This window comes from Pseudomonas sp. WS 5410 (assembly GCF_012985645.1).
GTDB classification, from domain to species: Bacteria; Pseudomonadota; Gammaproteobacteria; order Pseudomonadales; family Pseudomonadaceae; genus Aquipseudomonas; species Aquipseudomonas shahriarae.
Genome location: NZ_JAAQWS010000009.1, coordinates 83,402 through 107,282 on the forward strand (window position 1 = coordinate 83,402; position 23,881 = coordinate 107,282).

Annotated in this window: 26 protein-coding genes; 13 read left to right on the plus strand and 13 right to left on the minus strand. The window is 61.0% G+C overall.

Annotated elements, in window-relative coordinates:
- Window positions 1–32: 32 nt before the first annotated feature.
- From ispF to rpoS, 6 genes are all read left to right on the plus strand, one after another.
- Window positions 33–506 (plus strand): 2-C-methyl-D-erythritol 2,4-cyclodiphosphate synthase, encoded by a 474-nt coding sequence (ispF, locus tag HBO24_RS15065; protein ID WP_029297241.1) that lies wholly within the window; start codon window positions 33–35, stop codon window positions 504–506.
- Complete coding sequence (gene truD / locus HBO24_RS15070; RefSeq protein ID WP_115127536.1) at window positions 503–1,561, plus strand: tRNA pseudouridine(13) synthase TruD; 1,059 nt, start codon at window positions 503–505, stop codon at window positions 1,559–1,561. The genes ispF and truD overlap by 4 nt, the downstream gene beginning before the upstream one ends.
- Window positions 1,549–2,298 carry a 5'/3'-nucleotidase SurE gene (gene surE, locus HBO24_RS15075; RefSeq protein WP_169960716.1) on the plus strand — a complete coding sequence of 250 codons (750 nt, stop codon included), beginning with the start codon at window positions 1,549–1,551 and terminating at the stop codon, window positions 2,296–2,298. The genes truD and surE overlap by 13 nt, the downstream gene beginning before the upstream one ends.
- Window positions 2,299–2,339: 41 nt before the next feature.
- Entirely contained in the window at window positions 2,340–2,975 is a 636-nt protein-coding gene (locus HBO24_RS15080; RefSeq protein WP_169865481.1) for a protein-L-isoaspartate(D-aspartate) O-methyltransferase, read from the plus strand.
- 211 nt (window positions 2,976–3,186) lie between these two features.
- Window positions 3,187–4,020 (plus strand): peptidoglycan DD-metalloendopeptidase family protein, encoded by an 834-nt coding sequence (locus HBO24_RS15085; protein ID WP_115127538.1) that lies wholly within the window; start codon window positions 3,187–3,189, stop codon window positions 4,018–4,020.
- 105 nt (window positions 4,021–4,125) lie between these two features.
- Window positions 4,126–5,130, plus strand: a complete 1,005-nt coding sequence (gene rpoS, locus HBO24_RS15090) for an RNA polymerase sigma factor RpoS (protein WP_057958709.1) — start codon at window positions 4,126–4,128, stop codon at window positions 5,128–5,130.
- Between the two features lie 189 nt (window positions 5,131–5,319).
- Here rpoS and HBO24_RS15095 read toward each other — a convergent pair whose 3' ends face one another.
- Window positions 5,320–5,529, minus strand: coding sequence for a cold-shock protein (locus HBO24_RS15095; RefSeq protein WP_002554837.1), 210 nt, complete (start codon window positions 5,527–5,529; stop codon window positions 5,320–5,322).
- A 392-nt stretch (window positions 5,530–5,921) separates the two neighbouring features.
- Here HBO24_RS15095 and dcd point away from each other — a divergent pair, with 392 nt between their 5' ends.
- Window positions 5,922–6,488 (plus strand): dCTP deaminase, encoded by a 567-nt coding sequence (gene dcd / locus HBO24_RS15100; RefSeq protein WP_003219273.1) that lies wholly within the window; start codon window positions 5,922–5,924, stop codon window positions 6,486–6,488.
- Between the two features lie 107 nt (window positions 6,489–6,595).
- Complete coding sequence (locus HBO24_RS15105) at window positions 6,596–6,793, plus strand: hypothetical protein (RefSeq protein ID WP_029297182.1); 198 nt, start codon at window positions 6,596–6,598, stop codon at window positions 6,791–6,793.
- A 186-nt stretch (window positions 6,794–6,979) separates the two neighbouring features.
- Here HBO24_RS15105 and HBO24_RS15110 read toward each other — a convergent pair whose 3' ends face one another.
- From HBO24_RS15110 to HBO24_RS15160, 11 genes are all read right to left on the minus strand, one after another.
- Window positions 6,980–7,744, minus strand: a complete 765-nt coding sequence (locus tag HBO24_RS15110; protein WP_115127539.1) for an ATP-binding cassette domain-containing protein — start codon at window positions 7,742–7,744, stop codon at window positions 6,980–6,982.
- Between the two features lie 13 nt (window positions 7,745–7,757).
- Window positions 7,758–8,876, minus strand: a complete 1,119-nt coding sequence (locus HBO24_RS15115) for a succinylglutamate desuccinylase/aspartoacylase family protein (protein ID WP_115127540.1) — start codon at window positions 8,874–8,876, stop codon at window positions 7,758–7,760.
- Between the two features lie 9 nt (window positions 8,877–8,885).
- Complete coding sequence (locus tag HBO24_RS15120) at window positions 8,886–9,596, minus strand: ABC transporter permease (protein WP_170059944.1); 711 nt, start codon at window positions 9,594–9,596, stop codon at window positions 8,886–8,888.
- Window positions 9,593–10,321 carry an ABC transporter permease gene (locus HBO24_RS15125; RefSeq protein ID WP_057439877.1) on the minus strand — a complete coding sequence of 243 codons (729 nt, stop codon included), beginning with the start codon at window positions 10,319–10,321 and terminating at the stop codon, window positions 9,593–9,595. The genes HBO24_RS15120 and HBO24_RS15125 overlap by 4 nt, the downstream gene beginning before the upstream one ends.
- 60 nt (window positions 10,322–10,381) lie before the next feature.
- Entirely contained in the window at window positions 10,382–11,164 is a 783-nt protein-coding gene (locus tag HBO24_RS15130; protein WP_057439875.1) for a transporter substrate-binding domain-containing protein, read from the minus strand.
- 216 nt (window positions 11,165–11,380) lie between these two features.
- Window positions 11,381–13,822: a penicillin acylase family protein gene (locus HBO24_RS15135; RefSeq protein ID WP_170059945.1), complete on the minus strand. Its 2,442-nt coding sequence runs from the start codon at window positions 13,820–13,822 to the stop codon at window positions 11,381–11,383.
- A 229-nt stretch (window positions 13,823–14,051) separates the two neighbouring features.
- Window positions 14,052–14,696: a glutathione S-transferase N-terminal domain-containing protein gene (locus HBO24_RS15140; RefSeq protein ID WP_115127542.1), complete on the minus strand. Its 645-nt coding sequence runs from the start codon at window positions 14,694–14,696 to the stop codon at window positions 14,052–14,054.
- A gap of 155 nt (window positions 14,697–14,851) precedes the next feature.
- Window positions 14,852–15,052, minus strand: coding sequence for an SEC-C metal-binding domain-containing protein (locus tag HBO24_RS15145; RefSeq protein ID WP_003189235.1), 201 nt, complete (start codon window positions 15,050–15,052; stop codon window positions 14,852–14,854).
- Entirely contained in the window at window positions 15,049–15,540 is a 492-nt protein-coding gene (locus HBO24_RS15150; protein WP_170059946.1) for an LEA type 2 family protein, read from the minus strand. Before HBO24_RS15150 ends, HBO24_RS15145 begins: the two co-directional genes overlap by 4 nt.
- Before the next feature lie 86 nt (window positions 15,541–15,626).
- Window positions 15,627–16,097 carry a YchJ family protein gene (locus HBO24_RS15155; protein ID WP_057439866.1) on the minus strand — a complete coding sequence of 157 codons (471 nt, stop codon included), beginning with the start codon at window positions 16,095–16,097 and terminating at the stop codon, window positions 15,627–15,629.
- Between the two features lie 2 nt (window positions 16,098–16,099).
- Window positions 16,100–16,597 (minus strand): DUF6231 family protein, encoded by a 498-nt coding sequence (locus tag HBO24_RS15160; protein WP_057439863.1) that lies wholly within the window; start codon window positions 16,595–16,597, stop codon window positions 16,100–16,102.
- 191 nt (window positions 16,598–16,788) lie between these two features.
- Here HBO24_RS15160 and HBO24_RS15165 point away from each other — a divergent pair, with 191 nt between their 5' ends.
- The 3 genes from HBO24_RS15165 to HBO24_RS15175 all read left to right on the plus strand — a co-directional run bounded on the left by HBO24_RS15165 (window position 16,789) and on the right by HBO24_RS15175 (window position 18,706).
- Window positions 16,789–17,484 (plus strand): OmpA family protein, encoded by a 696-nt coding sequence (locus tag HBO24_RS15165; RefSeq protein ID WP_115127545.1) that lies wholly within the window; start codon window positions 16,789–16,791, stop codon window positions 17,482–17,484.
- 180 nt (window positions 17,485–17,664) lie between these two features.
- Window positions 17,665–17,955, plus strand: coding sequence for a DUF1145 domain-containing protein (locus HBO24_RS15170; protein ID WP_057439859.1), 291 nt, complete (start codon window positions 17,665–17,667; stop codon window positions 17,953–17,955).
- Window positions 17,948–18,706 (plus strand): hypothetical protein, encoded by a 759-nt coding sequence (locus HBO24_RS15175; RefSeq protein WP_057958715.1) that lies wholly within the window; start codon window positions 17,948–17,950, stop codon window positions 18,704–18,706. The genes HBO24_RS15170 and HBO24_RS15175 overlap by 8 nt, the downstream gene beginning before the upstream one ends.
- 109 nt (window positions 18,707–18,815) lie before the next feature.
- On the opposite strand, the gene HBO24_RS15180 is transcribed toward HBO24_RS15175, so the two are convergent.
- A complete protein-coding gene (locus HBO24_RS15180) occupies window positions 18,816–19,280 on the minus strand; it encodes a CopD family protein (protein WP_115127546.1) in 465 nt (154 codons plus the stop codon).
- Between the two features lie 99 nt (window positions 19,281–19,379).
- Between HBO24_RS15180 and dinG the strand changes: the two genes are divergently transcribed.
- Window positions 19,380–21,524, plus strand: coding sequence for an ATP-dependent DNA helicase DinG (dinG, locus tag HBO24_RS15185; RefSeq protein ID WP_032858113.1), 2,145 nt, complete (start codon window positions 19,380–19,382; stop codon window positions 21,522–21,524).
- An 88-nt stretch (window positions 21,525–21,612) separates the two neighbouring features.
- Window positions 21,613–23,877 (plus strand): beta-galactosidase, encoded by a 2,265-nt coding sequence (locus tag HBO24_RS15190; protein ID WP_115127547.1) that lies wholly within the window; start codon window positions 21,613–21,615, stop codon window positions 23,875–23,877.
- The last annotated feature ends 4 nt before the right edge of the window (window positions 23,878–23,881 follow it).

A 23,881-nucleotide genomic window follows, 5' to 3' on the forward strand; every position in this document is an offset into this window, starting at 1 on the left:
TCACGCCCTGAATTAACTCGGGGCGTTTTTTTATGCGTATTGGCCACGGCTATGATGTGCACCGTTTCGCCGAAGGCGACTTCATCACCCTGGGCGGCGTGCGCATTGCGCACCACCATGGGTTGCTGGCTCATTCCGACGGCGACGTTGTGCTGCATGCCTTGAGCGATGCCTTGCTCGGCGCGGCGGCGTTGGGGGATATCGGTAAACACTTTCCGGACACCGATCCCACCTTCAAGGGCGCGGACAGTCGCGTGCTGCTGCGGCATGTGGTCGGCCTGATCCATGCCAAGGGCTGGAAGGTCGGCAATGTCGATAACACCATCGTCGCCCAGGCGCCCAAAATGGCCCCGCATATCGAGTCGATGCGCGCAGTGATTGCCGCCGATCTGCAAATAGAACTGGATCAAGTCAACGTGAAAGCCACCACCACCGAAAAACTCGGGTTTACCGGTCGAGAAGAGGGCATCGCCGTGCACTCCGTCGCCTTGTTGCTGCGCGCATGAACGACCTGCAACTGTTGGGGCCACGGGCCTATGGTGAAGCACTGGGCAGCGCGGTACTCAAGGCGACGGCTGAGGACTTCCAGGTGGACGAGGTGCTGGATATCCCGCTGACCGGCGAAGGCGAGCACCTGTGGCTGTGGGTGGAAAAGCGTGGCCTGAACACCGAAGAGGCCGCGCGGCGCATTGCCAAGGCTGCCGGCGTGCCCTTGCGCACGGTCAGCTATGCCGGCCTCAAGGATCGCCAGGCGCTGACCCGCCAGTGGTTCAGCGTGCAACTGCCCGGCAAGGCCGATCCAGACCTGAGCGCGGCGGAAAACGACACCCTGAAGATCCTCAAGACCGCCCGCCACAAGCGCAAGTTGCAGCGTGGCGCCCATGCGGCCAACGGTTTTACCCTGCGCCTGACCCAACTGGTCGGTGACCACGCCGCGATCGATGCGCGCCTGCAACTGATCGCCCAGCACGGTATCCCCAACTATTTCGGCGCCCAGCGGTTTGGCCATAACGGCGGCAACGTCGTCGATGCCCGCGACTGGGCGGCCCGCAAGGCCTTGCCGGAGCAGCGCAATGTGCGTTCGCGCCTGCTGTCGACCGCGCGCAGCTTTGTGTTCAATAAAGTGCTGGCGGCGCGGGTCGCCGATGGTTCATGGCAGCGCGCCCAGGTCGGTGACTTGCTGGCGTTCACCGACAGCCGCAGCTTTTTCCCGGCCGGGGAGGCGGAGTGCAGCGACCCGCGCCTGGCCATCCTCGACCTGCATCCCACCGGCCCGCAGTGGGGAGAAGGCGAATCGCCCGCCAGCGGCGCCACCCATGCGCTGGAGCAAACCGTCGCAGCGAGCGAAGCAGACCTGTGCGATTGGCTGGCCAAAGCCGGCATGAGTCAGGAGCGACGCATTCTGCGACTGCCCATTGGCGGGTTGACGTGGCATTATCCCGAGACTGACATTCTGCAATTGGAATTCGTCCTGCCGGCCGGATGCTTCGCCACTGTTTTGGTGCGCGAGCTTGTTGATCTGGTGCCGGTGGGGCAGACGGACAGCCCATGCGTATTCTGATATCTAACGACGACGGGGTCACCGCACCCGGCCTTGCCGCGCTTCATGCTGCGCTGGCCGATTACGCCGAGTGCGTGGTGGTTGCCCCGGACCAGGACAAAAGCGGCGCCAGCAGTTCGCTGACGCTCGACCGTCCTTTGCACCCGCAAACGTTGGCCAACGGCTTTATCAGCGTAAATGGCACGCCGACCGATTGCGTGCACCTGGCGATCAACAGTTTGCTGGCCGATGAGCCGGATTTAGTGGTTTCCGGGATCAACCTGGGCGCCAACCTGGGCGATGACGTGTTGTACTCCGGCACCGTGGCGGCGGCCCTTGAAGGGCGTTTCCTGGGGCGCACGGCATTTGCCTTTTCGTTGGCGTCGCGGCAGGTGGATAACCTGGCGACCGCCGCGTACTTCGCGCGCAAACTGGTGGAGGCCCACGACACCCTGGTGCTGCCGCCACGTACAGTGCTCAACGTCAATATCCCCAACCTGCCCCTGGACCATATTCGCGGTATCCAGTTGACCCGCCTGGGCCATCGCGCCCGCGCCGCGGCACCGCTGAAAGTGGTCGATCCCCGTGGCAGGGAAGGCTACTGGATTGCTGCAGCGGGCGACGCCGAGGATGGCGGGCCGGGCACGGACTTTCATGCGGTGATGCAAGGTTATGTTTCGATTACCCCGTTACAACTTGATCGCACCTTCAATGATGCCTTCGGTGGTCTCGACCCCTGGCTGGAGGGGCTGCGCTGATGGCTCGTGAACAGGACGACCTGTTGCGCCGTGGCATCGGCATGACCTCCCAGCGCACCCGTGAGCGATTGATCCAGCGGCTCTACGAAGAGGGGCTGTCCAACGCCCAGGTGTTGGAAGTCATCCGTCGTACCCCGCGTCATCTGTTTGTCGATGAGGCCCTGGCCCATCGCGCCTATGAAGACACCGCGCTGCCCATTGGCCATAACCAGACCATCTCCCAGCCCTACATGGTGGCGCGCATGAGCGAGCTGCTGCTGGCGGCGGGCCCGCTGGACAAAGTGCTGGAAATCGGCACCGGCTCCGGCTACCAGACCGCCGTGCTCTCGCAGCTGGTGGAGCGGGTGTTTTCCGTCGAGCGGATCAAGGTCCTGCAGGACCGGGCCAAGGAGCGCCTGGTGGAGTTGAACCTGCGCAATGTGGTGTTTCGCTGGGGGGACGGCTGGGAGGGCTGGCCGGCATTGGCGCCCTATAACGGCATCATCGTGACGGCCGTGGCCACGGATGTGCCTCAGGCGCTTCTCGACCAACTGGCCCCGGGCGGGCGCCTGGTGATTCCGGTCGGGTCGGGCGAAGTACAGCAACTGATGTTGATTGTGCGCGAAGAAGAGGGTTTTTCGCGGCATGTCCTGGGGGCAGTGCGTTTTGTGCCGTTACTTAATGGGCCGCTGGCCTGATCATTTATGACGGCGTACTGAATTCTATTGCCGGGTATGTGTCTTACAGCGGGGTTCATTGAGTCAACATCAAGTTGGGTAGTTACTCAACGAGATGAATTTTTCGTTTCTACCTTGTTGCCGGTTAACGTCCGGCAGCCAGTTATACTTGCGACATATTTCAAGCCTGATACAGGCGTTCATGTTTCAGCCACCACAAAGGGAGCGGCGGGTGAGTCTCACAGTCATTGCGCAGCGTATGAGTAAAACGAGCTTTCAGCGACTGGTGATTGGCCTTGTCTTGAGTTCCTTGTTGGCTGCCTGTTCCAACACAGGCGGCGGGGCGCGGGTCGTCGACCGCAATAGCGCGGCACCGCAGCGGCCTACGGTGACCACCGGGCAGTACGTGGTGCGCAAGGGCGATACCATGTTCTCGATCGCCTTCCGTTATGGTTGGGATTACAAGGCGCTGGCCGCGCGGAACAACATCCCAGTGCCCTATACGATTCATCCGGGGCAAACGATACGCTTCGATGGGCGCACGGGTTCGGCACCCACGGCAGTTGTGACAAAATCCGGTTCCTCGGCTTCTTCTTCCAGCAAGACGACGGTCTTCACCCGGCCTGCAGGCACCGCTGCGCCGGCGGCTGCGAGCAAGCCGGCAGCCGCGCCGTTGCCACCTGCGGGGCCTGCGCCGAAGGGTTGGGGATGGCCCTCAAATGGCATTCTTATTGGAAAATTCTCTTCAAACGGTAGTTTGAATAAAGGCATTGATATCGCCGGGGATTTGGGACAGCCTGTTTTAGCTGCGTCTGATGGGACTGTTGTATACGCCGGGAGTGGTCTGCGGGGTTACGGCGAATTGGTCATCATCAAACACAGCGATACCTACGTCAGTGCCTACGGTCATAACCGCAGGTTGTTGGTTCGGGAGGGGCAGCAGGTCAAAGTCGGACAGACAATTGCCGAAATGGGGTCGACTGGTACAGACCGGGTGAAACTGCACTTTGAGATTCGCCGCCAAGGTAAGCCTGTAGATCCACTGCAATTCCTACCCCGGCGTTGATGTGTTGTCAGCCTGTTCCCTCACGTAGAAGGAACAGGCTCCAGCGTTGCCAAGGATAAAGGCGTCGCTTGAGCTTGAGGTCGAACTCACCAAAGGACTATAACAATGGCTCTCAGTAAAGAAGCGCCGGAGTTTGACATCGACGATGAGGTTCTCCTTATGGAGACCGGCATCGGTACGGATTCGATGTCGAATGAGGGACCCGCTGTACCTTCAGTTCGTACCAAGTCCAAAAACTCCACAGCGTTAAAACAGCATAAGTACATTGATTACACCCGGGCGCTCGATGCGACCCAGTTGTATCTCAATGAAATCGGCTTTTCCCCCTTGCTCACTCCAGAAGAAGAAGTCCATTTTGCGCGACTGTCGCAAAAGGGCGATCCTGCTGGGCGCAAGCGCATGATTGAAAGTAACCTGCGACTGGTGGTGAAAATCGCCCGACGCTATGTCAATCGTGGGCTGTCCCTGTTGGACTTGATCGAAGAGGGCAACCTCGGCCTGATCCGGGCAGTGGAGAAGTTTGACCCCGAACGGGGTTTTCGCTTCTCGACCTACGCTACGTGGTGGATTCGCCAGACCATCGAACGGGCAATCATGAATCAGACCCGGACCATCCGGTTGCCGATTCATGTCGTCAAGGAGCTTAACGTGTACCTGCGGGCAGCACGTGAGCTCACTCAAAAGCTGGATCATGAACCATCGCCTGAAGAGATCGCCAACCTGCTGGAAAAACCGGTGGGAGAGGTCAAGCGCATGCTGGGTCTTAATGAGCGTGTGTCTTCGGTCGATGTCTCGCTGGGTCCGGATTCGGATAAAACCCTGCTGGACACCCTGACGGATGACCGACCAACGGATCCGTGTGAGCTATTGCAGGACGATGACTTGTCGCAGAGCATCGACCAATGGCTTTCAGAACTGACGGACAAGCAGCGCGAGGTGGTGATTCGCCGCTTCGGTCTGCGTGGCCATGAGAGCAGTACCCTGGAGGATGTTGGCCTGGAGATCGGCTTGACCCGCGAGCGGGTGCGGCAGATCCAGGTTGAGGGTCTCAAGCGCTTGCGGGAGATCCTGGAGAAGAATGGCTTGTCGAGTGAGTCGTTGTTTCAGTAACGGCTTGTAAGGTAGCTATGAGAACGCCCGGTGCATGGGAGTGCACCGGGCGTTTTGCGTTGTGGGAGCCCGGCTTGCCGACGATGGCGACCTTGAGGGCGGCTCTCGCTGGCAAGGGCAGCATCAAATTCCAGGCATAAAAAAACCCCGCTTTTAAGGGCGGGGTTCTTTCGACTAAGTCAGTACAAGTTAGATAACTTGAACTTCTTCAGCTTGCATGCCTTTCTGACCGCGGGTAGCGATGAAAGAAACCTGTTGGCCTTCTTTCAGGCTTTTGAAGCCGTCGGATTGGATAGCTTTGAAGTGAACGAACAGGTCGTCACCGGATTGTGGAGTGATGAAGCCGAAGCCTTTTTCATCGTTGAACCACTTAACGGTACCAGTTTGGCGATTAGACATGGTGTATCTCCTTGGACAAAGTTAACTGCGACTCAGGAAAAGCCCTGGCCGAGACTGAGTGCAAAGAGCAGGAAAAATTCTTGGAGATGGTTGGATCGAAATTCAACATATCGTGTAGAGATTCTCAGTGACACAAGCAGCACAGTGGCGCCACCTTAACCCTTTTTCCGGAACGTGCCAATGGTATTTCCGAAGGTTTCTCTATTTTCGTGACTGGCGGTGCCTTTTACAGGCCTGCGGCCCTTTAATTCAGGGGCAGGGCCCGCCCCATACGGCTGACAGTGATCGGGCGCAACTTAATCAAGAAAAACCCCTGCGTCCTTTGAACCGCGAGGCCAGCCCCGGTAAGATGCCCAACAGAATTTTCCACCTCGCTATTCAGGACACCCGCCATGAGCATCAAATCGGACAAGTGGATTCGCCGCATGGCGCAAGAGCACGGCATGATCGAACCCTTCGTCGAGCGCCAGATGCGCGGAGAGGGCGCCGAGCGCCTGATTTCGTTCGGGGTTTCCAGTTACGGCTACGATGTGCGTTGCGCCGATGAGTTCAAGGTGTTCACCAACATCAACTCGGCCACCGTCGATCCGAAAAATTTCGATGAAAAGAGTTTCGTCGATGTGAAGAGCGACGTGTGCATCATCCCGCCAAACTCCTTTGCCCTGGCGCGCACTGTCGAGTTCTTCCGTATTCCGCGCAATGTGCTGACCATCTGCCTGGGCAAGAGCACCTACGCGCGCTGCGGCATTATCGTCAACGTGACTCCGCTTGAGCCGGAATGGGAAGGCCACGTGACCCTGGAGTTCTCCAACACCACCACCTTGCCGGCCAAGATCTACGCCAATGAAGGCGTCGCACAAATGCTGTTCTTCGAATCCGACGAAGAGTGCGAAGTGTCCTATAAAGACCGTGGCGGCAAGTACCAGGGCCAGCGCGGCGTCACCCTGCCACGCACCTGATCGAAACGTCTTACAGAGCAAGGGAATTTGTCAGCGGGCAGGCACTCTATTGGGAGTACTGCCTCGGCGCGTGCACAGCGCGCCGAGCCACGCTTGAGGAGTACCCTATGAAGATCGACCCGCGAATCAGCGCCGAACTTGCCCGGCTTGAACCCAACCAGATTGGTGTTCTGGCCTGGTCCCTGATGGCCGACCCCGCCGCCGGCGGCATCCCTGGCCAGCCTGACCCCGATACCCCGGAACAACCCACCGAGCCTGGTGTGCCGACCCTGCCGGATGAGCCACCACCCGCGCCAGTGGCCTGACAGGCCTCCACAAACCGCTGGTAGCTTTTGTGGTGGCGAGCGGGCTTGCCCGCGTTGGGCTGCGCAGCAGCCCTGAAACCTGGCGCCGCGGTGTATCTGAAGACAGGCGGCAACGTTACAGGGGCTGCTACGCAGCCCGACGCGGGCAAGCCCGCTCGCCACAGTAAGGCCTCTTGCCTTGGCCTCTTACTTCAGATTGCCACTTAGAAACTGCCGCAAACGCTCGCTTTTCGGGTTGCCCAGCACGTCTTCCGGCGTGCCTTCCTCCTCCACCAGCCCGTGGTGCAAAAACAGCACCTGGCTGGAAACCTTGCGCGCAAAACTCATCTCGTGGGTCACCATGATCATGGTCCGCCCCTCTTCAGCCAGGCCCTGGATCACCTTCAGCACTTCGCCCACCAGTTCCGGGTCGAGAGCCGATGTCGGCTCGTCGAACAGCATCACCTCCGGCTCCATCGCCAGGGCGCGTGCGATCGCCACTCGCTGTTGCTGGCCCCCCGAGAGGAACGCCGGATACTGCTCGGCCACCCGTGCCGGCAGCCCTACCTTGTCCAGATAACGCCGGGCACGGTCCTCGGCGTCCTTTTTGCTGCAGCCCAGGACCCGGCGCGGGGCCATGCTGATGTTTTCCAGCACGCTCATATGGCTCCACAGGTTGAAGTGCTGGAACACCATCGCCAGGCGGGTGCGCAGGCGCTGTAGCTCGGCTTCGTCGGCCACGCGCATGCCGTGGCGGTCGCTGACCATACGGATCGGCTGGCCATCCAGGCTAATGGCGCCGTCATTGGGTTGTTCAAGAAAGTTGATGCAACGCAGGAAGGTACTTTTCCCCGAGCCGCTGGCGCCGATCAGGCTGATCACATCACCGCTTTTGGCCTTTAGCGAAACACCTTTGAGCACTTCATGGTCGCCATAGCTTTTATGCAGGCCTTCAACGGTCAGTTTGTACATGGGGCGTGCATCCTCAAGGCGATAGTAAATAGCCGCTGCGATAGGGCGTAAGGCCGGCGACATGGGCAATCACCATGCCGGCCGTGGCCATGCGCCTTAGCGAGCGGGCATACATCAGGCCGGCATGGCGGCAGTGAACGGGGGTGACGCGGTCGTGAATGGGGTCAATGACCTCGGCGACCAACTGCCCGGCCTCCAGGTATTCCCCTGGCAGCGCGTGGAACACCAGCAAGCCACCTAGCGGGGTTGCCACCGGTTCGACGGCAGCCAGCGGCGTGGCGGGGTAGGGCAAGTCGGGCAGGGGTGCAGGTTCGCCGCTGATTGCGCCAAATTGGATCAGATAGTCGATGATCGCCTGGCAATCGAGACTGGCCAGGCCGTGATTGACATCGCCCTGGCCGCGCAACTCCAGGGTCACGGAAAAACTGCCCTGGGGAATCTCGAAGCGCTCGCCAAAACGTTGCTGCAATTGCCACCAGAGCAGGGTGAAACACTCATCGAAGGATTGTCCCCCGGAATCGGTGGCCAGCAGGCAGGCTTCGGCGCCGATGTAACGGGCTAGCGGCTCGACCTGCGGCCAGGCCTCGGGGGTGGTGTAAAGGTGGGCGACGGCTTCGAAGTCGCAATGCAGGTCCAGCACCATATCGGCATCACAGGCCAGGCGTTGCAGCACCAGGCGCTGGGATTGCAGCTGCGTGGCCGGTACATGGCGGTCGAGGGCCTGGCGCAGGCTGTCGCGGATCAGCGCGACGTTGCGCCTTGGATCATCCCCCAGCCGGCCCTCGACCTGATTGCCGACCTCGTCACTGAGGTCGACAAACAGGCGATTGAAATTCTGCCCGCTCTCCAGCTCGTAGCGGCCCAGGGGAATGTCCATCAGCACTTGCTCCAGGCCCACTGGATTGGCCACCGGCACCAGCACGATTTCGCTGCGCAGGCGGCCGGCTGCAGCCAGTTCCGCCAGGCGTACCTTCAAGTGCCAGGCCACCAGCATGCCGGGCAGTTCGTCGGCGTGCAGCGAGGATTGGATGTAGATTTTGCCTTCGGCCTGCTCTGGCCCGAAGTGAAAACTGTGAATCTGCCGTGCCGTGCCTGGCACGGGGGCGAGGAGGGGATGAATCTGTTGCCGCATAGGGGCTCCTTAATGTCTCGGCCCGAGAAAGGCCAGCCAGCGCCGCTCCGCCAGACGAAACAGACCGACCAGGGCAAAGGTCACGGTCAGGTAGATCAGCGCAGCGATACCAAACGATTGGAAAGTCAGGAAGGTGGCCGAGTTGGCGTCCCGGGCGACTTTGAGGATGTCCGGGATCGTCGCGGTAAAGGCTACCGTCGTCGAGTGCAGCATCAGGATCACTTCATTACTGTAGTACGGCAATGAACGGCGCAGGGCCGACGGCATGATCACGTAGGCGTAGAGTTTCCAGCCGCTCAGGCCATAGGCTTTCGCCGCTTCGACCTCACCATGGGCCATGCTGCGGATGGCTCCGGCGAAGATTTCCGTGGTGTAGGCGCAGGTGTTGAGGGCAAAGGCCAGAAGGGTGCAGTTCATCGCGTCGCGAAAAAACGCATCCAGCAATGGTTGTGCGCGAACCGCAGCGAGGCTGTAGATACCGGTGTAGCAGATCAGCAGCTGGATATAGAGCGGTGTGCCGCGAAACAGGTAGGTGTAGAACTGCACCGGCCAACGGACCCAGCGCTTGGGCGAGACGCGGGCAATGGACAACGGGATCGACACCACGAAACCCATGCAGATAGAGGCCGTGAGCAGCCACATCGTCATGGCCAGGCCGCTCATATGGTTGCCATCGCTGTAGAGGAAAGGCCGCCAGTACTCCTGCAACAGTTCGATCATCGCACTGCCTCCCGTGAGCCGGCGGCGTAACGGGCTTCCAGCCTGCGCAGGACGAAGTTTGATGCGCTGGTAATGGCCAGGTAGATCAAGGCCGCCACCACCAGGAAAAAGAACAGTTGGTAGGTACTTTTGCCAGCATCCTGGGCAGCCTTGACCACGTCGGCCAGGCCGATGATCGACACCAGCGCCGTGGCCTTGAGCATCACCATCCAGTTATTGCCAATGCCCGGCAAAGCGAAGCGCATCATTTGCGGGAAGGTCACGTAGCGAAAGCGCTGCCCGCGCTTGAGGCCATAGGCCGTGGCGGCCTCGAGCTGGCCGCGGGGCACGGCGAGGATCGCGCCGCGAAAAGTCTCGGTGAAATACGCACCGTAGATAAAGCCCAGGGTAATCACCCCTGCGCCGAACGGGTTGATCTCGATGTATTCCCATTCCATGTAGTCGGTGAAGCTGGTCAGCCAGGTTTGCAGGCTGTAGAAAATCAACAGCATCAGCACCAGGTCCGGCACGCCGCGAATCAAGGTGGTGTACAGCTGCGCGGGAATGCGCAGCAGCGCCAGGCTCGACAACTTGGCGCTGGCGCCGATCAGTCCCAGCAGCACGCTGACGGCCAGGGACAGCACCGACAGCTTGATGGTCATCCAGGTGCCTTGCAGCAACAGCGGGCCAAACCCTTTCAAGCTGAACGCGCCAAGCCCGAGGGTCTGCAACAGGTCTTCAAACATGGGGTACGCCTTTGGCAATCGGTAGTGCGCCCACCCCTTGGAGCGGCGGGCGCCGCAGCGTTATTTGCCGCTGTACAGGTTCAGATCGCCGAAGTGTTTTTTCTGGATGGTGGCGTAGGTGCCATCATCGTGTAACGCTTTGATACCTTTATCCAGGAGGGCTTTCAGCTCTTTGTTACCTTTTGCGATGCCGACAGCCGTTTTGGAGGGCAGCATTTCGCTGTCTACGGGCTTGCTGACTTCATAGTCCGCCCCTTGTGGCGATTTCAGAAAGCCCAGTTCGGCCTGCAGCATGTCCTGGATCGACGCATCCAGGCGGCCCGAGGTCAGGTCGGCATAGACCTGATCCTGGTTCTGGTAGGCCTGGGTTTTCACTCCGGCCTTGTCCAGCACAGCCTTGGCGTAGGCTTCCTGGATGGTGCCTTGTTCATAGCCGACGGTCTTGCCCTTGAGAGAGGCCATGTCTTCGCTCAGGCCCGAGCCTTTCTTGAATACATAGGAGGTCGGCCCGGAAAACAGCTCGCTGGAGAAGTCGATGACCTTCTCGCGGGCCGGGGTCACGGTCATGGACGAAATCACACCGTCGAACTTCTTGGCTTTCAGGCCCGGGATCATGCCGTCAAAGTCACTTTCCACCCACTTGCACGTGACCTTCAGCTCCGCACAAATGGCATTGCCCAGGTCGATATCGAAGCCCACCAGGCTGCCGTCGGCGGCCTTGGATTCAAATGGCGCGTAGGAAGGGTCCACACCAAAACGCAATTCTTTGTATTCCTTGGCCAAGGCGGTACCGGCGGCCATGCACAGTGCGAGTGCAGAAAGGGTCAGCAATGCTTTTTTCATTAGGTAATCCCTGGGAACCAAGATAAGCGCTTGTGGCGCGATTAGGACTGTTACTGAACGGTGTCAGACGAATCGCAAGTAGCAATTTCTGCACCATAGTTCTGAACAGTCTTTTTAATTGGCGGGATTACACGAAGGGTAACGTAGGAAGCGCCCGATATCGGGCGCTAGAAATCTTCAGCACCATTGCAGTGCGGGTGGGTCGCCTACGTGGGATTACTTTCCCGGAACCAGGGTCAGACGAGTCTTGCCATACACCTTTTCAAAGTTCTGTGGCTGCATCGGGAAGCTCAGGTATTGCGCCTTGAGCCACGGATCAATGCCATTGGCATAGTTCGGGCTGGCAGGGTTGCCGGATTGGCCGATCCCGCCTTGACCCATCATTGGTTCCACCTGGCCGAAATCGACAATCATGCGCAGGGCCTGGACTTGGCTGGTGGCGAAATCCTGCCCCCAACTGTAGGGCGCTGCGTTCAACGTACTGTGATCGCCGCCGGCTGCCAATGGGCCGCGAATCGTCTGCCCGCCGGTGTTTTTCCAGGTGTAGCTGTGCAGTTTGCCCCATTGCCAGGCCTTGTGATCTGCGCCCAACTGGCTGTCGCCGGCGGTGATTGCAGCAGCCAGGCTGCGGGCGAGAATCGCCGGCTTGTCTTCTTTGCCTGGGGTGCGCAGGTCGTCCCAGAACGGGCTGTCTTCACGCCCCAGCAGATGGTCGGCCTGGGCCGCGTAGGACAGGTTGGCGTTGCTGACAAAGGCTTTCCAGGTGGCGCTGGATTCCGGGCCCAGCTCGTCGAGGAAAATCTGCCTGGCGCTTTCCTGCAGGAACAGTTGGTAGATCGCGGCGTCGGCCGAGGTGGCTGCCAGCCGCCCGTCGAACGCCATCAGGCGGCCCAGGGCCTGCTGCGCCTTGGCCCGCTCAGCGGCAGGCAGGGCATCAATCGCCTGCTTCAGTGGCTGGGCCATGCCCGGCGCCTGGAACATGCTTTTGAGTTTGACGGCGAACAGAGTGGTCTGGTCGTACTGCATGGCGATCACGCTGCGGCTGTCGTGCTTGCCGTTGCCGGCCAGTTGCGCCAGGCGTTCGCTGCGCTCCGGCGCGGCCCAGGAATTGGACAGTTGCATGCCGTAGCCGTGGGGCACCGTACGCTGGTTGGCCGTGCCGACCCAGCCCTGTGGCGGGTCCTGGTCATAGGGGTGCAGCATCGCATCGGCGTAGCCATCCCAGTCAAAGCGCCCGTCCCAGCCCGGCGAGGGCAGCAGGCCTTCACCTTCGCGGCGGTTGGGGAAACGCCCGGTGACCTGCCAGCCGATATTGCTGGCGTCGGCAAATACCATGTTCAGGGCGATGGCCCGAATCTCGCGGCTGGCGTCCGAGGCTTTTTCCACATTCTGCGCCCGGGACAGGTCGAAAAACGCATCCAGGCTCTTGTCGTCCTTGAAACTGGCGGTTTGCAGGGCCAGGCCGTAACCGCTGGTCAGCGACTGGGCGCTGTTGAGCAACGGTCCGTGGCGGGTTTCGTACACCGCCTCGCGAATCGGCCGCTGACCCTTGGCGAAGAAGGTTTCGTTACGCACGATTGTCGGCAGCCATTTGCCGTTGTGCTCGTAGTACAGCGCGCTGCCCTGGCGTTTGACCTTCTCCAGGAACAGGTCCTGGGTATCGCCGGACACCTGGCTCATGCTCCAGGCCACCTTGCCGTTGAAACCGGACAGCAAGGTAGGAATCCCGGCAATCGACACCCCGACCGCCTGGTATTTCGGCGCGCGGATTTGTACGAAATTCCACAGGGACGGCGCCTGCATAGGCGTAGACAGGTCGTTGGCCAACAGGCTGCGACCACTGCGGCTGCGTTGCGGGGCGATGGCCCAGTTGCTGGAGGTGGAAACCCCAAGGGTGTTGAGGCTGCCCAGGTGTTCGTTGATGCTGTTGAGCGTGGCAAGGCCGGGAATCTGCCCGAGATTGACGCCCTTGAGCTTGTCGGACTCCGCCACAGGCAGCGGTTCGTCCGGGTAGCTTGGGGTCAGCCAGGCGAGTTTGTCGGCGCCGACTTTTTGCGCCAGTACCAGGGCTGACAACTCTTCCTGCAGGTTGGCCGACTCACTGAAATTCAGCAGGCAAAACAACAGCGCCGAGTCCTCTGGCTTCCAGTACTCGGGCTTGTAGCCAGTCTGGGCCAGGTCCGTCGGCAGTTTGTCGCGGTAGCGGAACAGGTAGGCGTTGACGCCGCGGGCATACACTTCAAAGAAGCGCTTGAGGCGCGGCGACGAGGCGTTGTACAGCTCGCTGGCGCTTTTCTTCAGGTTGACGGCGCGCATGAAGCGGTCGACATCCAGCACGTCCGGACCGGACATCTCCGCCAGTCGGCCCTGAGCCAACAGGCGCAGGGTAACCATCTGGTTGATCCGGTCGCTGGCGTGCACATAACCGAGGGTGAACAGCGCGTCGTGGAAGGTACTGCTTTCAATCAGCGGCATGCCCTGGCTGTTACGCCGTACGGAAACATTCTGCGCCAGGCCCTTGAGCGGCTGCACGCCGGAAACGGGGGGCAGGGTGTCCCGGCTGTTCAGTGACTGGCAACCGGCCAGGCCCAAGGCACTGGCCACTGCCGCGGCAACGCCGAACCGGGGAAGAAAACGTGAGAGGGCTGGCGAGGCCATGGCAAAGCTCCTGCGGGGGGTAGCGTCAGTAAAGGCGCTACGTTAGTGAGCGCGGCGAACCGACGCAAGCGGGAGGCGATGCTAATTTTCAGGATTTGATTGAGCAGATGTGCGAGCTGTCGAGCTTTAGCCAGGCTGCGATAGGAACATCGCGCTGTATCTGGCAGCCCCAGCGCCTGCATCGCAGCCTCGCCGGGGCTCGACAGCTCCCACAGGGGGGAAGCGTGCATCAGGGTTTCGGCGGGTTGACCTTCTGCACCAGGTCATAGGCCCGCACTGTCGCCGGGCGTTCTTTGATCAGGTTGAACCAGCGATGCAGGTGGGGGAAGTCTTCCAGGCGCTGGCTCTGCCATTTGTGGGACACGATCCACGGGTAGATCGCCATATCGGCAATGCTGTAGGTCTCGCCGGCAACGAAGCTGCGGTCCGCCAGGCGCCGGTCGAGCACGCCATAGAGGCGCGCGGTTTCATCGACGTAGCGTTTGATCGCGTAGGGGATTTTTTCCGGGGCGAACTGGCTGAAATGGTGATTCTGCCCGGCCATCGGACCCAGGCCGCCCATTTGCCAGAACAACCATTGCAGCACTTCCTGGCGACCGCGCAGGTCCTTGGGCAGGAACTGACCGGTTTTTTCCGCGAGGTACAGCAGGATGGCTCCGGATTCGAACAGCGAAATCGGCGCGCCACCGTCGCTCGGGTGCTGGTCGACAATGGCAGGAATGCGGTTGTTGGGAGCGATCTTCAGGAAGTCTGGCTTGAACTGGTCGCCCTGGCCGATGTTGATCGGGTGCACCTCGTAGGGCAGGCCGGCTTCTTCCAGGAACAACGAAATCTTGTGACCGTTGGGGGTGGTCCAGTAATACAGGTCGATCATGAAGCTCTCCAGGATTGGTGATGCTTGAACGGGCAGGACGCCCGCTGATGTGCCTGTAGGTATAGGTAGTGCTCAGCTACCGAAAATTCAATGAAATATTTGCGTCTAACGATAGAACTGTAGGAGCCGGCTTGCCGGCTCCTGCGGGACGCGTATCAGGCGCCGTGGCACTTCTTGAACTTCTTCTCGCTGCCGCATGGGCATGGATCGTTGCGGCCAACGTCCTTCAGGGCGTTGCGCACCGGTTCCTGGTGGGCATGGCCGCAGTTCGGGCCGTGGACATGACCATGGTCGTGATCGTGGTGATCGTGATCGTGGTTGCAGTCAGGACCATGGACATGGGGTTGCTGAGTCATTGGTGTCGCTCCGGAATAAAATCGCCGGGGATTATCTCGCCATTGCGCATCACGTGCACGTCGTTACCGATGAGTAATCCGGTTTTCAACTCACCTTCCAGGCGATAGGGGATGGGGCGGTGCGGATTTTTCAGCAGGTCGGCGATCTCCCGCACCTGTGGCCACAGGTTGGTGCGCACCGTGACCTTGAAAAATCCCCGGCCATGGGGCGGTATGGTCAGCCACTCGTTGGATTCGCCCTCGGTCAGCTCCACGTCAGCCAGGCTGATCTTATAGATCAGGCCGCGCACGGTGAGGTCCGAGTCGTCACGGTTATCCACGCGAAAGTGCAGCTTGAATTTCTGCTCCAGCAGCTTGGCCCGCAGCAACTCGACCTTGACCAGATGGATCTGTGGCGGCGGCGTGTCATCGGCGAACCAGGACGCACAGCCCGAGAGGCCAACGGTCAATACCATTAAACAGCTGTAGGTTCGTAATCGGCTGACCATGACGCAATCCCTTGTAGGAGCCGGCTTGCCGGCGATGGTCGTCAACGATGACGAGGGTTGTGTGGTTTAGCGCGGTGTCCGTGGTTTTACAGGTAACTGGAACAGCACTTCTTGAACTTCTGCCCACTGCCGCACAGGCAGGCATCATTACGCCCGGCCTTCACCTCCACCGTAGGATCAATAAAGTACCAACGCCCATCGTTCTGTACGAAAGACGACTGTTCGCGGTGGCTGTGTTCGCCGGTGCTGTCATGCCAGCGTGCGGTAAAAGTGACAAAGGCATGTTCCGGCTGCCCACCAAACACCTCGGAGCTTTCCACTTCCAGGCCGAGCCAGGTGCTTTGCGCGCTCCAGGCCCCGATGGCATCACGGTCGAGGCCGTTCTGTTGTGCCGGTAGCGTAGTGGCCACCAGATAATCCACCAGCCCCAGCACATAGGCGCTGTAGCGTGAGCGCATCAACGCGGTGGCGCACGGCGCGGGGTGGCCAGTGTGGTAGTGGCCGCAACAGGCATCCAGCAGGTTGCCGCTGCCGCAAGGGCAAATGGATGTACTCATGGTTACCACCAATACTTTCCGAAATTTTCCGGGTTGGCCCAGAACCGGGCATTCAGCCAGTCCGGCACTTGTTTGTATTCAAGCAGATCGTAGGTAAACAGCGTCAGTACCTGATTGTCGCGGCAAAACTGCTCATTGGTCTGCAGGGCCAGGGAGAAAAAGTCGGTGTCCTTCCAGCCGCAGGCGGCAAGGTCGGCGAGAACGGCGATGCGGCTGGCATTGAGGTTGCGCACGCCGCCCAGCAGCTCCAGACCTGCACGTTTTGACAGGTGCTCCAGGCAATCGACCACCAGGGCCAGGTCAAATCGCTGGGCGGCCACCTCAGGTGGCAATGGCCCAGGCCCGGCGACGCAGACCACGGTGTCAGGGTGCGCCTGCTGGAATGCCTCCAGCGCCGGGAAGTGGCCGGCGCCCAACACCAGCAGGCGTTTGGGGGCTTGGCGATCAAGCAGGGCAGCGAGTGCTTGCTGCGGAGTACGGGAAGAATTGCCGGCGGTCATCGAAGATCCTCACATCAGAACCTTCAAGACTAGCCTGCTTGAGCGTGCGGGCCTAGAGCGGGCGCTCGCCTGTCGACCGGAAAAAGCGGCCTCGTCCAATGAATACGGGGGTGTGGCCGGCTGGCGCAGATGAAAAGAGCGGTCTTTACTCCACCCATCGGCTTGCGGCCGATCCCCTCAGGAGAAATCAAATGAGCATCATGCGGACAGCTCTACCCTTGGTTCTGCTAACCGGAGTATTGACAGGTTGCGCAGGCTTGCAAAAAACCGACTGGCCCACCTGTGCCGCCCTCGGCGGCGTAACCGGGGCCGCGCTGGGCGCTACCGAAAGCTCTTCATGGGCTGGCGGTGGCGCATTGTTGATTGGCGGCATGGCCGGCGCCTATTGCTGGGTGCATGGCGACGGTGACGAAGACGCGGATGGCGTCCCGGACAGTCGCGACAAGTGCCCGGGCACCCCGAAGGGCGTGCAGGTGGATGCCAACGGCTGCCCGCCGGTACCTGAGGCGGTCGTCGTCGAGGAAGTGGTCGTGGTCCAGGAAGAGACCATCGTGATTCGTGATGTGCACTTCGAGTTCGATTCGGCCCGGCTGACGGCCGCCGACAAAACCAAGCTCGACACGGTTGCCACACGCCTGAAACAGGAAGCACCGACTGCGCAGTTGCGGGTCAGCGGGCACACCGACAGCGTCGGTAAAGATGCCTACAACCAGAAACTTTCGGAAAAACGCGCCCGTTCGGTGACCGAGTACCTGGTCAGCTCCGGCGTGCCCCGCAGTAACTTTGTGTCGGTGACGGGGGCCGGTGAGAGCCATCCGGTGGCCGACAACAAAACCGCCGACGGCCGCGCCCAGAACCGTCGCGTGGAAATTCAAATCAACCGCTAAGACATTTCTGATATGCCCCTGGGTGGTGCCAGGGGCATTTCTTACAGCTGTATCAGACGATTCTCGGCGATCTGGCCGCCAAGTCGCAGCCTTCTCAAGTTTTTTAATCCTTCACTGGCAAATCGCCTGTAGAACTCGTTACTGTGCGCCCAAAGAATAATGTGCAAGGGGGCGTAGGGCATGAAGCTGTTGCTAGGATTGGGGAAGTTGCTGGCGATGCTGTTCTGGACGGTGGTGCTGGTCAACCTGTTCAAACCGCTGACTAATCCATTTCATCTGTTGGTCAACCTGGTCGGCAGCCTGTTGTTGCTGGTCCATCTTCTGGAGTTGGTGTTGTTCAACGCCAGCGTCAAACATCGTGCTCACCCCTGGCGTGACCGCCTGCTGATCCTGTTGCTGGGGATGTTCCATATAAAGAGCCTGCCTGCGCCTACGGCTAACCAAGACAACAAGGATGCCAATCATGCGTAAGGTTTTTCTCCTGGCCCTGCTGGTCAGCCCCATTGCCCTGGCCGAAAGCGTCAGTGTCGAGACCCACTCGCTGATGCGCTTGCCCAACAGCACCAGCGTGCTGCAGTTGGAGCGCCTGGAAGTGGCGGACTATGGCACCTTGTTGATTCCGGCCAATATCACCCAGGTCACTGTCGACGAACTGCACCTGGGCCGCGAAGCGCGGATTGCCATCGTGCCCAGCGCCTCGGCCCTGCAGTTGCAGGTGCGGCACGCGCAGTTGGAGCATGGCAGCCAAATCACCTCCCGTGGCGCGCCCGGCACCCATGAAAAACCGGCCCGGCCGGGGCGTGACCTGACCCTGCGGATCAATGGGTTGATTGCAGAAGAACTGTCCGTCGATGCCCGTGGTGGCACCGGTGCCCAGGGTTACAGCGGCCTGGATGGTGCCAATGGCGAAGACCCTGGTTGCACCTGGGGGTCGGCCGGACGTGGCGCCAATGGCGACAACGGTGGCGACGGGCTGCCGGGGGCTGCGGGGGCGGCGGTGCGCATCGAGTTGCCGCGGGATTATCCGAGTGAGCAGATCAAGGTCTGGGTCGAGGGTGGTGCGGGTGGTTTACCGGGTGTGGCCGGCAAGCCGGGCAAGGGCGGGGCGTCCAAGGGTTGCCTGGTGTACCGCGCCGACGGCGGCGAGAAAGGCCGGCCGGGTCTGGAAGGCCAGGCGGGGCCGGCGGGGCCTGCCGGTACGGTGACCATCCAGCGGCTTTGAGCTATCGGCACTGGCCCATCGCGGGCAAGCCCGCTCCCACATTTTTAAGGTATTCACAAATCAAAGTGTGGGAGCGGGCTTGCCCGCGATGAGGCACTGAGGAACAACCTCAGAACATCGGCCGAGCCGAAGCCACGCCCACCACCACCAACCCGACAATCAGATTGATCCCTACCAGCTTTCGGATTCTTCCCAGCACCTGCGCGCCCGTCGCCCAGTCCTCGGCCGCCACAGCCGTGCGCAGTTCAGGCAGTTGCAACGCCTGGATGCGGATAAACAGCGCGGTCATTACCACATACAAGCCCATCATCACTTGCACATAACGCGGCGCGGTTTCAAACCCGTTGAAGCGCAGTTGCAACACGCCGACGCCACTGATCGGCAAGATCAGCACCGCGACCCAGACCCACACGAAAAAACGCTGAAACACATTCATCCACAATTTCAGCCGTGGAGGGCCGTCGAGCGCCGCCATTGCAGCCGGGCGCAGGATCATCCAGGCGAAAAACATACCGCCAACCCATACCAGGGCGGCCAATACATGCAGGGTGTAGGCAAGGCTAAACACGGTCATTGAGGTACTCCGTTCTGCGCGGGATTAATTAGCGGGGTATGATAGCGGCCGATCCGAACCACTGAAAATTTATCCAGCGTTTTTTGCGCCCGACTATCCATGATCAGCACTGAACTCAAAACCACGATCCAGGGCGCCTACTCGCGTTTTCTCGAAGCCAAGAGCTTGAAACCGCGCTACGGCCAGCGCCTGATGATCGCCGAAGTGGCCAAGGTCCTCGGGGATATCGACACCGACGACGAAGGCCGGCGCAGTGGCGACCCTGCGGTCGTGGCCGTCGAGGCCGGCACCGGTACCGGCAAGACTGTGGCCTACAGCCTGGCGGCGATTCCCACTGCCAAGGCCGCCGGCAAGCGCCTGGTGATTGCCACCGCCACCGTGGCCCTGCAAGAGCAGATCGTCTACAAAGACCTGCCGGACCTGATGCGCAACAGCGGCCTGAGCTTCACCTTCGCCCTGGCCAAGGGCCGTGGCCGCTATATGTGCCTGTCCAAGCTGGATGTGCTGTTGCAGGAAGGCCACGCGCAAACCGCCACGGCCTCGCTGTTCGAAGAAGAAGGCTTCAAGATCGAAGTCGATGAGGCCAGCCAGAAGCTGTTTACCAGCATGATCGAGAAGCTGGCCGGCAATAAGTGGGACGGCGACCGCGACAGTTGGCCCAACGCCCTTGAAGATGCCGACTGGGCGCGCCTGACTACCGATCATAGCCAGTGCACCAACCGGCACTGCCCCAACTTCGGCCAGTGCGCCTTCTACAAGGCCCGCGAAGGCATGGGCAAGGTCGACGTGATTGTCACCAACCACGACATGGTCCTGGCTGACCTGGCCCTGGGCGGCGGCGCCGTGCTGCCCGACCCGCGCGACACCCTCTACGTGTTCGATGAAGGCCATCACCTGCCCGACAAGGCCATCGGCCACTTTGCCCACTACACACGCCTGCGTTCCACCGCTGACTGGCTGGAAACCACCGCCAAGAACCTCACCAAGCTGCTGGCCCAGCATCCGCTGCCGGGCGACCTGGGCAAGTTGATCGAACAGGTGCCGGAGTTGGCGCGGGAGATCAAGACCCAGCAACAGTTCATGTTCAGCGCCTGCGAACAGGTGGCGGACTTCAAGCCCGGCGAAGACGTTGAAGGTCGCGAGCGGCCACGCCATCGCTTTGTCGGCGGGCTGATCCCCGAGCATATGCGCGAGATGGGCGTGGAGTTGAAGAAGGGCTTCTCACGCCTGACCGACCTGTTCACCCGCCTCACCGACCTGCTCAAGGAAGGCATGGACGGCGAGGTCAATATCGGCATCGCCAGCAACCAGGCCGAAGAGTGGTATCCGTTGTTTGGCAGCCTGTTGTCCCGTGCCCAGGGCAACTGGGAGTTGTGGACGGCCTTCACCGTTGAAGACCCGGAAGACAATCCACCCATGGCCCGCTGGCTGACGCTGTCGGAGAGCGGTGCGCTGTTCGATATCGAGGTCAACGCCAGCCCGATCCTTGCCGCAGAAATGCTCCGGCGCAACCTGTGGAATGTGGCCTACGGCGCCCTGGTGACCTCGGCCACCCTGACGGCCCTGGGCACCTTCGACCGCTTCCGCATGCGCGCCGGCCTGCCGAAAAAAGCCGTCACTGCCGTGGTCCCCAGCCCGTTCCATCACGCCGACGCTGGCGTGCTGCGGGTGCCGGACCTCAAGGCCGACCCACGGGATGCGCCGGCCCACACCGCGGCAATCATTCGTGACCTGCCGTCGCTGGTGGAAGGCTCCAAGGGCACCCTGGTGCTGTTCTCGTCGCGTAAACAGATGCAGGACGTGTTCGACGGCCTCGACCGCGACTGGCGCAAACAGGTGTTTATCCAGGGCAACCTGTCGAAACAGGAAACCCTGAACAAGCACAAGGCGCGGGTTGATGGCGGGGACTCCAGCGTGCTGTTCGGCCTGGCGAGCTTTGCCGAAGGTGTCGACCTGCCCGGTGCCTACTGCGAGCACGTGGTGATCGCCAAGATCCCGTTCTCGGTGCCGGATGATCCGGTCGAGGCTGCGCTGGCCGAGTGGATCGAAGCCCGGGGCGGTAATCCGTTCATGGAGATCTCGGTACCGGATGCCTCGTTGAAGCTGGTCCAGGCCTGTGGTCGCTTGCTGCGTACCGAAGAAGACCGGGGCACCATCACCTTGCTCGACCGCCGTCTGGTCACTCAGCGCTATGGCAAGGCGATCCTGAATGCCTTGCCGCCTTTCCGGCGCGAAATTTCTTAAGCCGCAGTGGGCGAATTCGCCCACTTCGTGGTCTATCTCATGTATGTCATCAGGCCATTCACCGGCCAATTGGGAGAACCTTGTTCGTATGATCCGCACGCTGCCTGCTCTTTTTGCCTTGTTGTTCGCTGCGCCATTGCTGGCCGCGCCGGCCGGGCAACAGACGCTGTTCAACTTTGTCCGGCCGGCCGATGTGGTTAAGGTGGCGACCCAGGACGCCAGCCTGCCGCAATACAACGCCGAACAGACCCCGGAAGGCGAGGTGTTGCGCCGCATCACCTTCAACCCGGCGGCGGAACCGAGCCTGGTGCTCAGCCCGCAGAGTGGCGTGTGGGACTGGTCGCAATCGAGTGCCATGAGCCTGCGTATCCAGAGTGCGATGGACTGGGCGCTGACCTTGTACGTCAAGGTGCAGAGCAGCGACGGCAAGACCCTGGTCAGCCGGATTGATTTGCCGGCGGGACCTGCGCAAACGCTGCTGGTGCCACTGCAAGCCAATTCGCCCTTGAGCCAGGGTATGAAAGCCGGGCCGCCGATGCCGATCACCGTGGACGGTCAGCGCGTGATGCTGGCCGGCAGCGCTGGCGAGCTCGACCGCAGCCAGGTGGTCTCGGTCACGCTGTCGATGATCCAGCCGGCTGCGCCGCAAAGTATCCTGCTGGAGCGCTTTGGCGTGCAGGACAGCGAGCCGGTGCTCAAGGCTGCCTACAGTGAGTTGGTGGATGCCTACGGGCAGTCCAACCGCGCGCGCTGGCCGGAAAAGGTCAGCAGCGACGAGCAGTTGAAAGCCGCGGCCGCCAAGGAGCAGCAACAGCTCAAGGGCTGGCTTGCGGAGCGTGACAAGGCGGGCCTGGACAAGTTTGGCGGCTGGACCAAGGGCCCGGCCTTTGACGCCAGCGGCTTCTTTCGTACCGAAAAGCGTGATGGGCGCTGGTACCTGGTGACACCCCTGGGGCATCCGTTCTACTCCCTGGGCGTCAACACGGTGACCCCGGACAACAGCCAGACCTATGTCGCCGGCCGCGAATGGATGTTTGGCGCGTTGCCCAAGGCGGGTGAGCCCTTCGACAAGTATTACGGCAGTGGCGACAACCGTGGCGGCAATGGCGCGGATGTAGGGCGTGGCTTCAATGTGGGGCGCTGGTATGACTTCTACGGCGCTAACCTGCAACGCACCTATGGCCAGGCGTGCGACCCGGCAGCCCAGGCCCAGCCCTGCACAGCCCAGGGGTTTGACCAGGCGCGCTGGGTTAGCCACACCCTGGACCGCCTGCAGGCCTGGGGTTTCAACACCGTCGGCAACTGGAGCGCCCCGCAACTGGTTGGCGCGGATCGCGTGCCTTACACCTTGCCGCTGTCGATCATTGGCGACTACACCAGTATCAGCACCGGTATCGACTGGTGGGGCGGCATGCCCGATCCCTTCGACCCGCGCTTTGCCATGGCCACCGAGCGGGCGGTCGCGATTGCCACCCGTGACCATCGCGACGACCCCTGGTTGATCGGCTTCTTTGCCGATAACGAACTGGCGTGGGCCGGTCCTGGCAACGATGCGAAATCCCGCTATGCCCTGGCCTACGGCACCCTGCGAATGACCACCGATGTGCCGGCCAAGCGTGCGTTCCTCAAGCAACTGCGCGATAAATACCGTAACGAAGATGGCCTGTCCAAAGCCTGGGGTATTCAATTGGCGGGCTGGGAGTTGATGGAAGATCCAGGCTTCGAGCCGCCCGTTCCCAACCCCGAGCACCCGGAAATCGAAGCCGATTTCCAGTACTTCCAGAAGACCTTCGCCGACGCCTACTTCAAGACCATCTCCGATGCGCTGAAATGGCATGCGCCCAACCAACTGCTGCTGGGTGGCCGCTATGCGGTCAGCACCCCGGAAGCCGTGGCGTCCTGCGCCCAGTACTGTGATGTACTGAGCTTCAATATGTACACCCTCAAGCCCCAGGACGGTTATGACTTCGCCGCCCTGCGCGGGCTGGACAAGCCGGTATTGATCAGCGAGTTCAACTTCGGCTCGACCGACCGTGGCCCGTTCTGGGGTGGCTTGACGCCCTTGGCCAGGGAGGAGGCGCGTGGCCCGGCTTACGCGACGTTCCTCAAGCAGGCCATGGCCGAGCCGTCGATTGTTGGCGTGCACTGGTTCCAGTACCTCGATCAGCCGGTGACCGGGCGATTGCTGGACGGTGAAAATGGCCATTTTGGCCTGGTGGGAATCACCGATGTGCCCTTCCAGGGTTTTGTCGACAGTGTGCGTAAAAGCAACCTGGCGGCGATCCAGCAATTGGGCCGCAAAGCTGAAAAAGCCAAGGTCGCCCAGGCTGCCACGGGTTCCCAAAGCCAGTAATGGC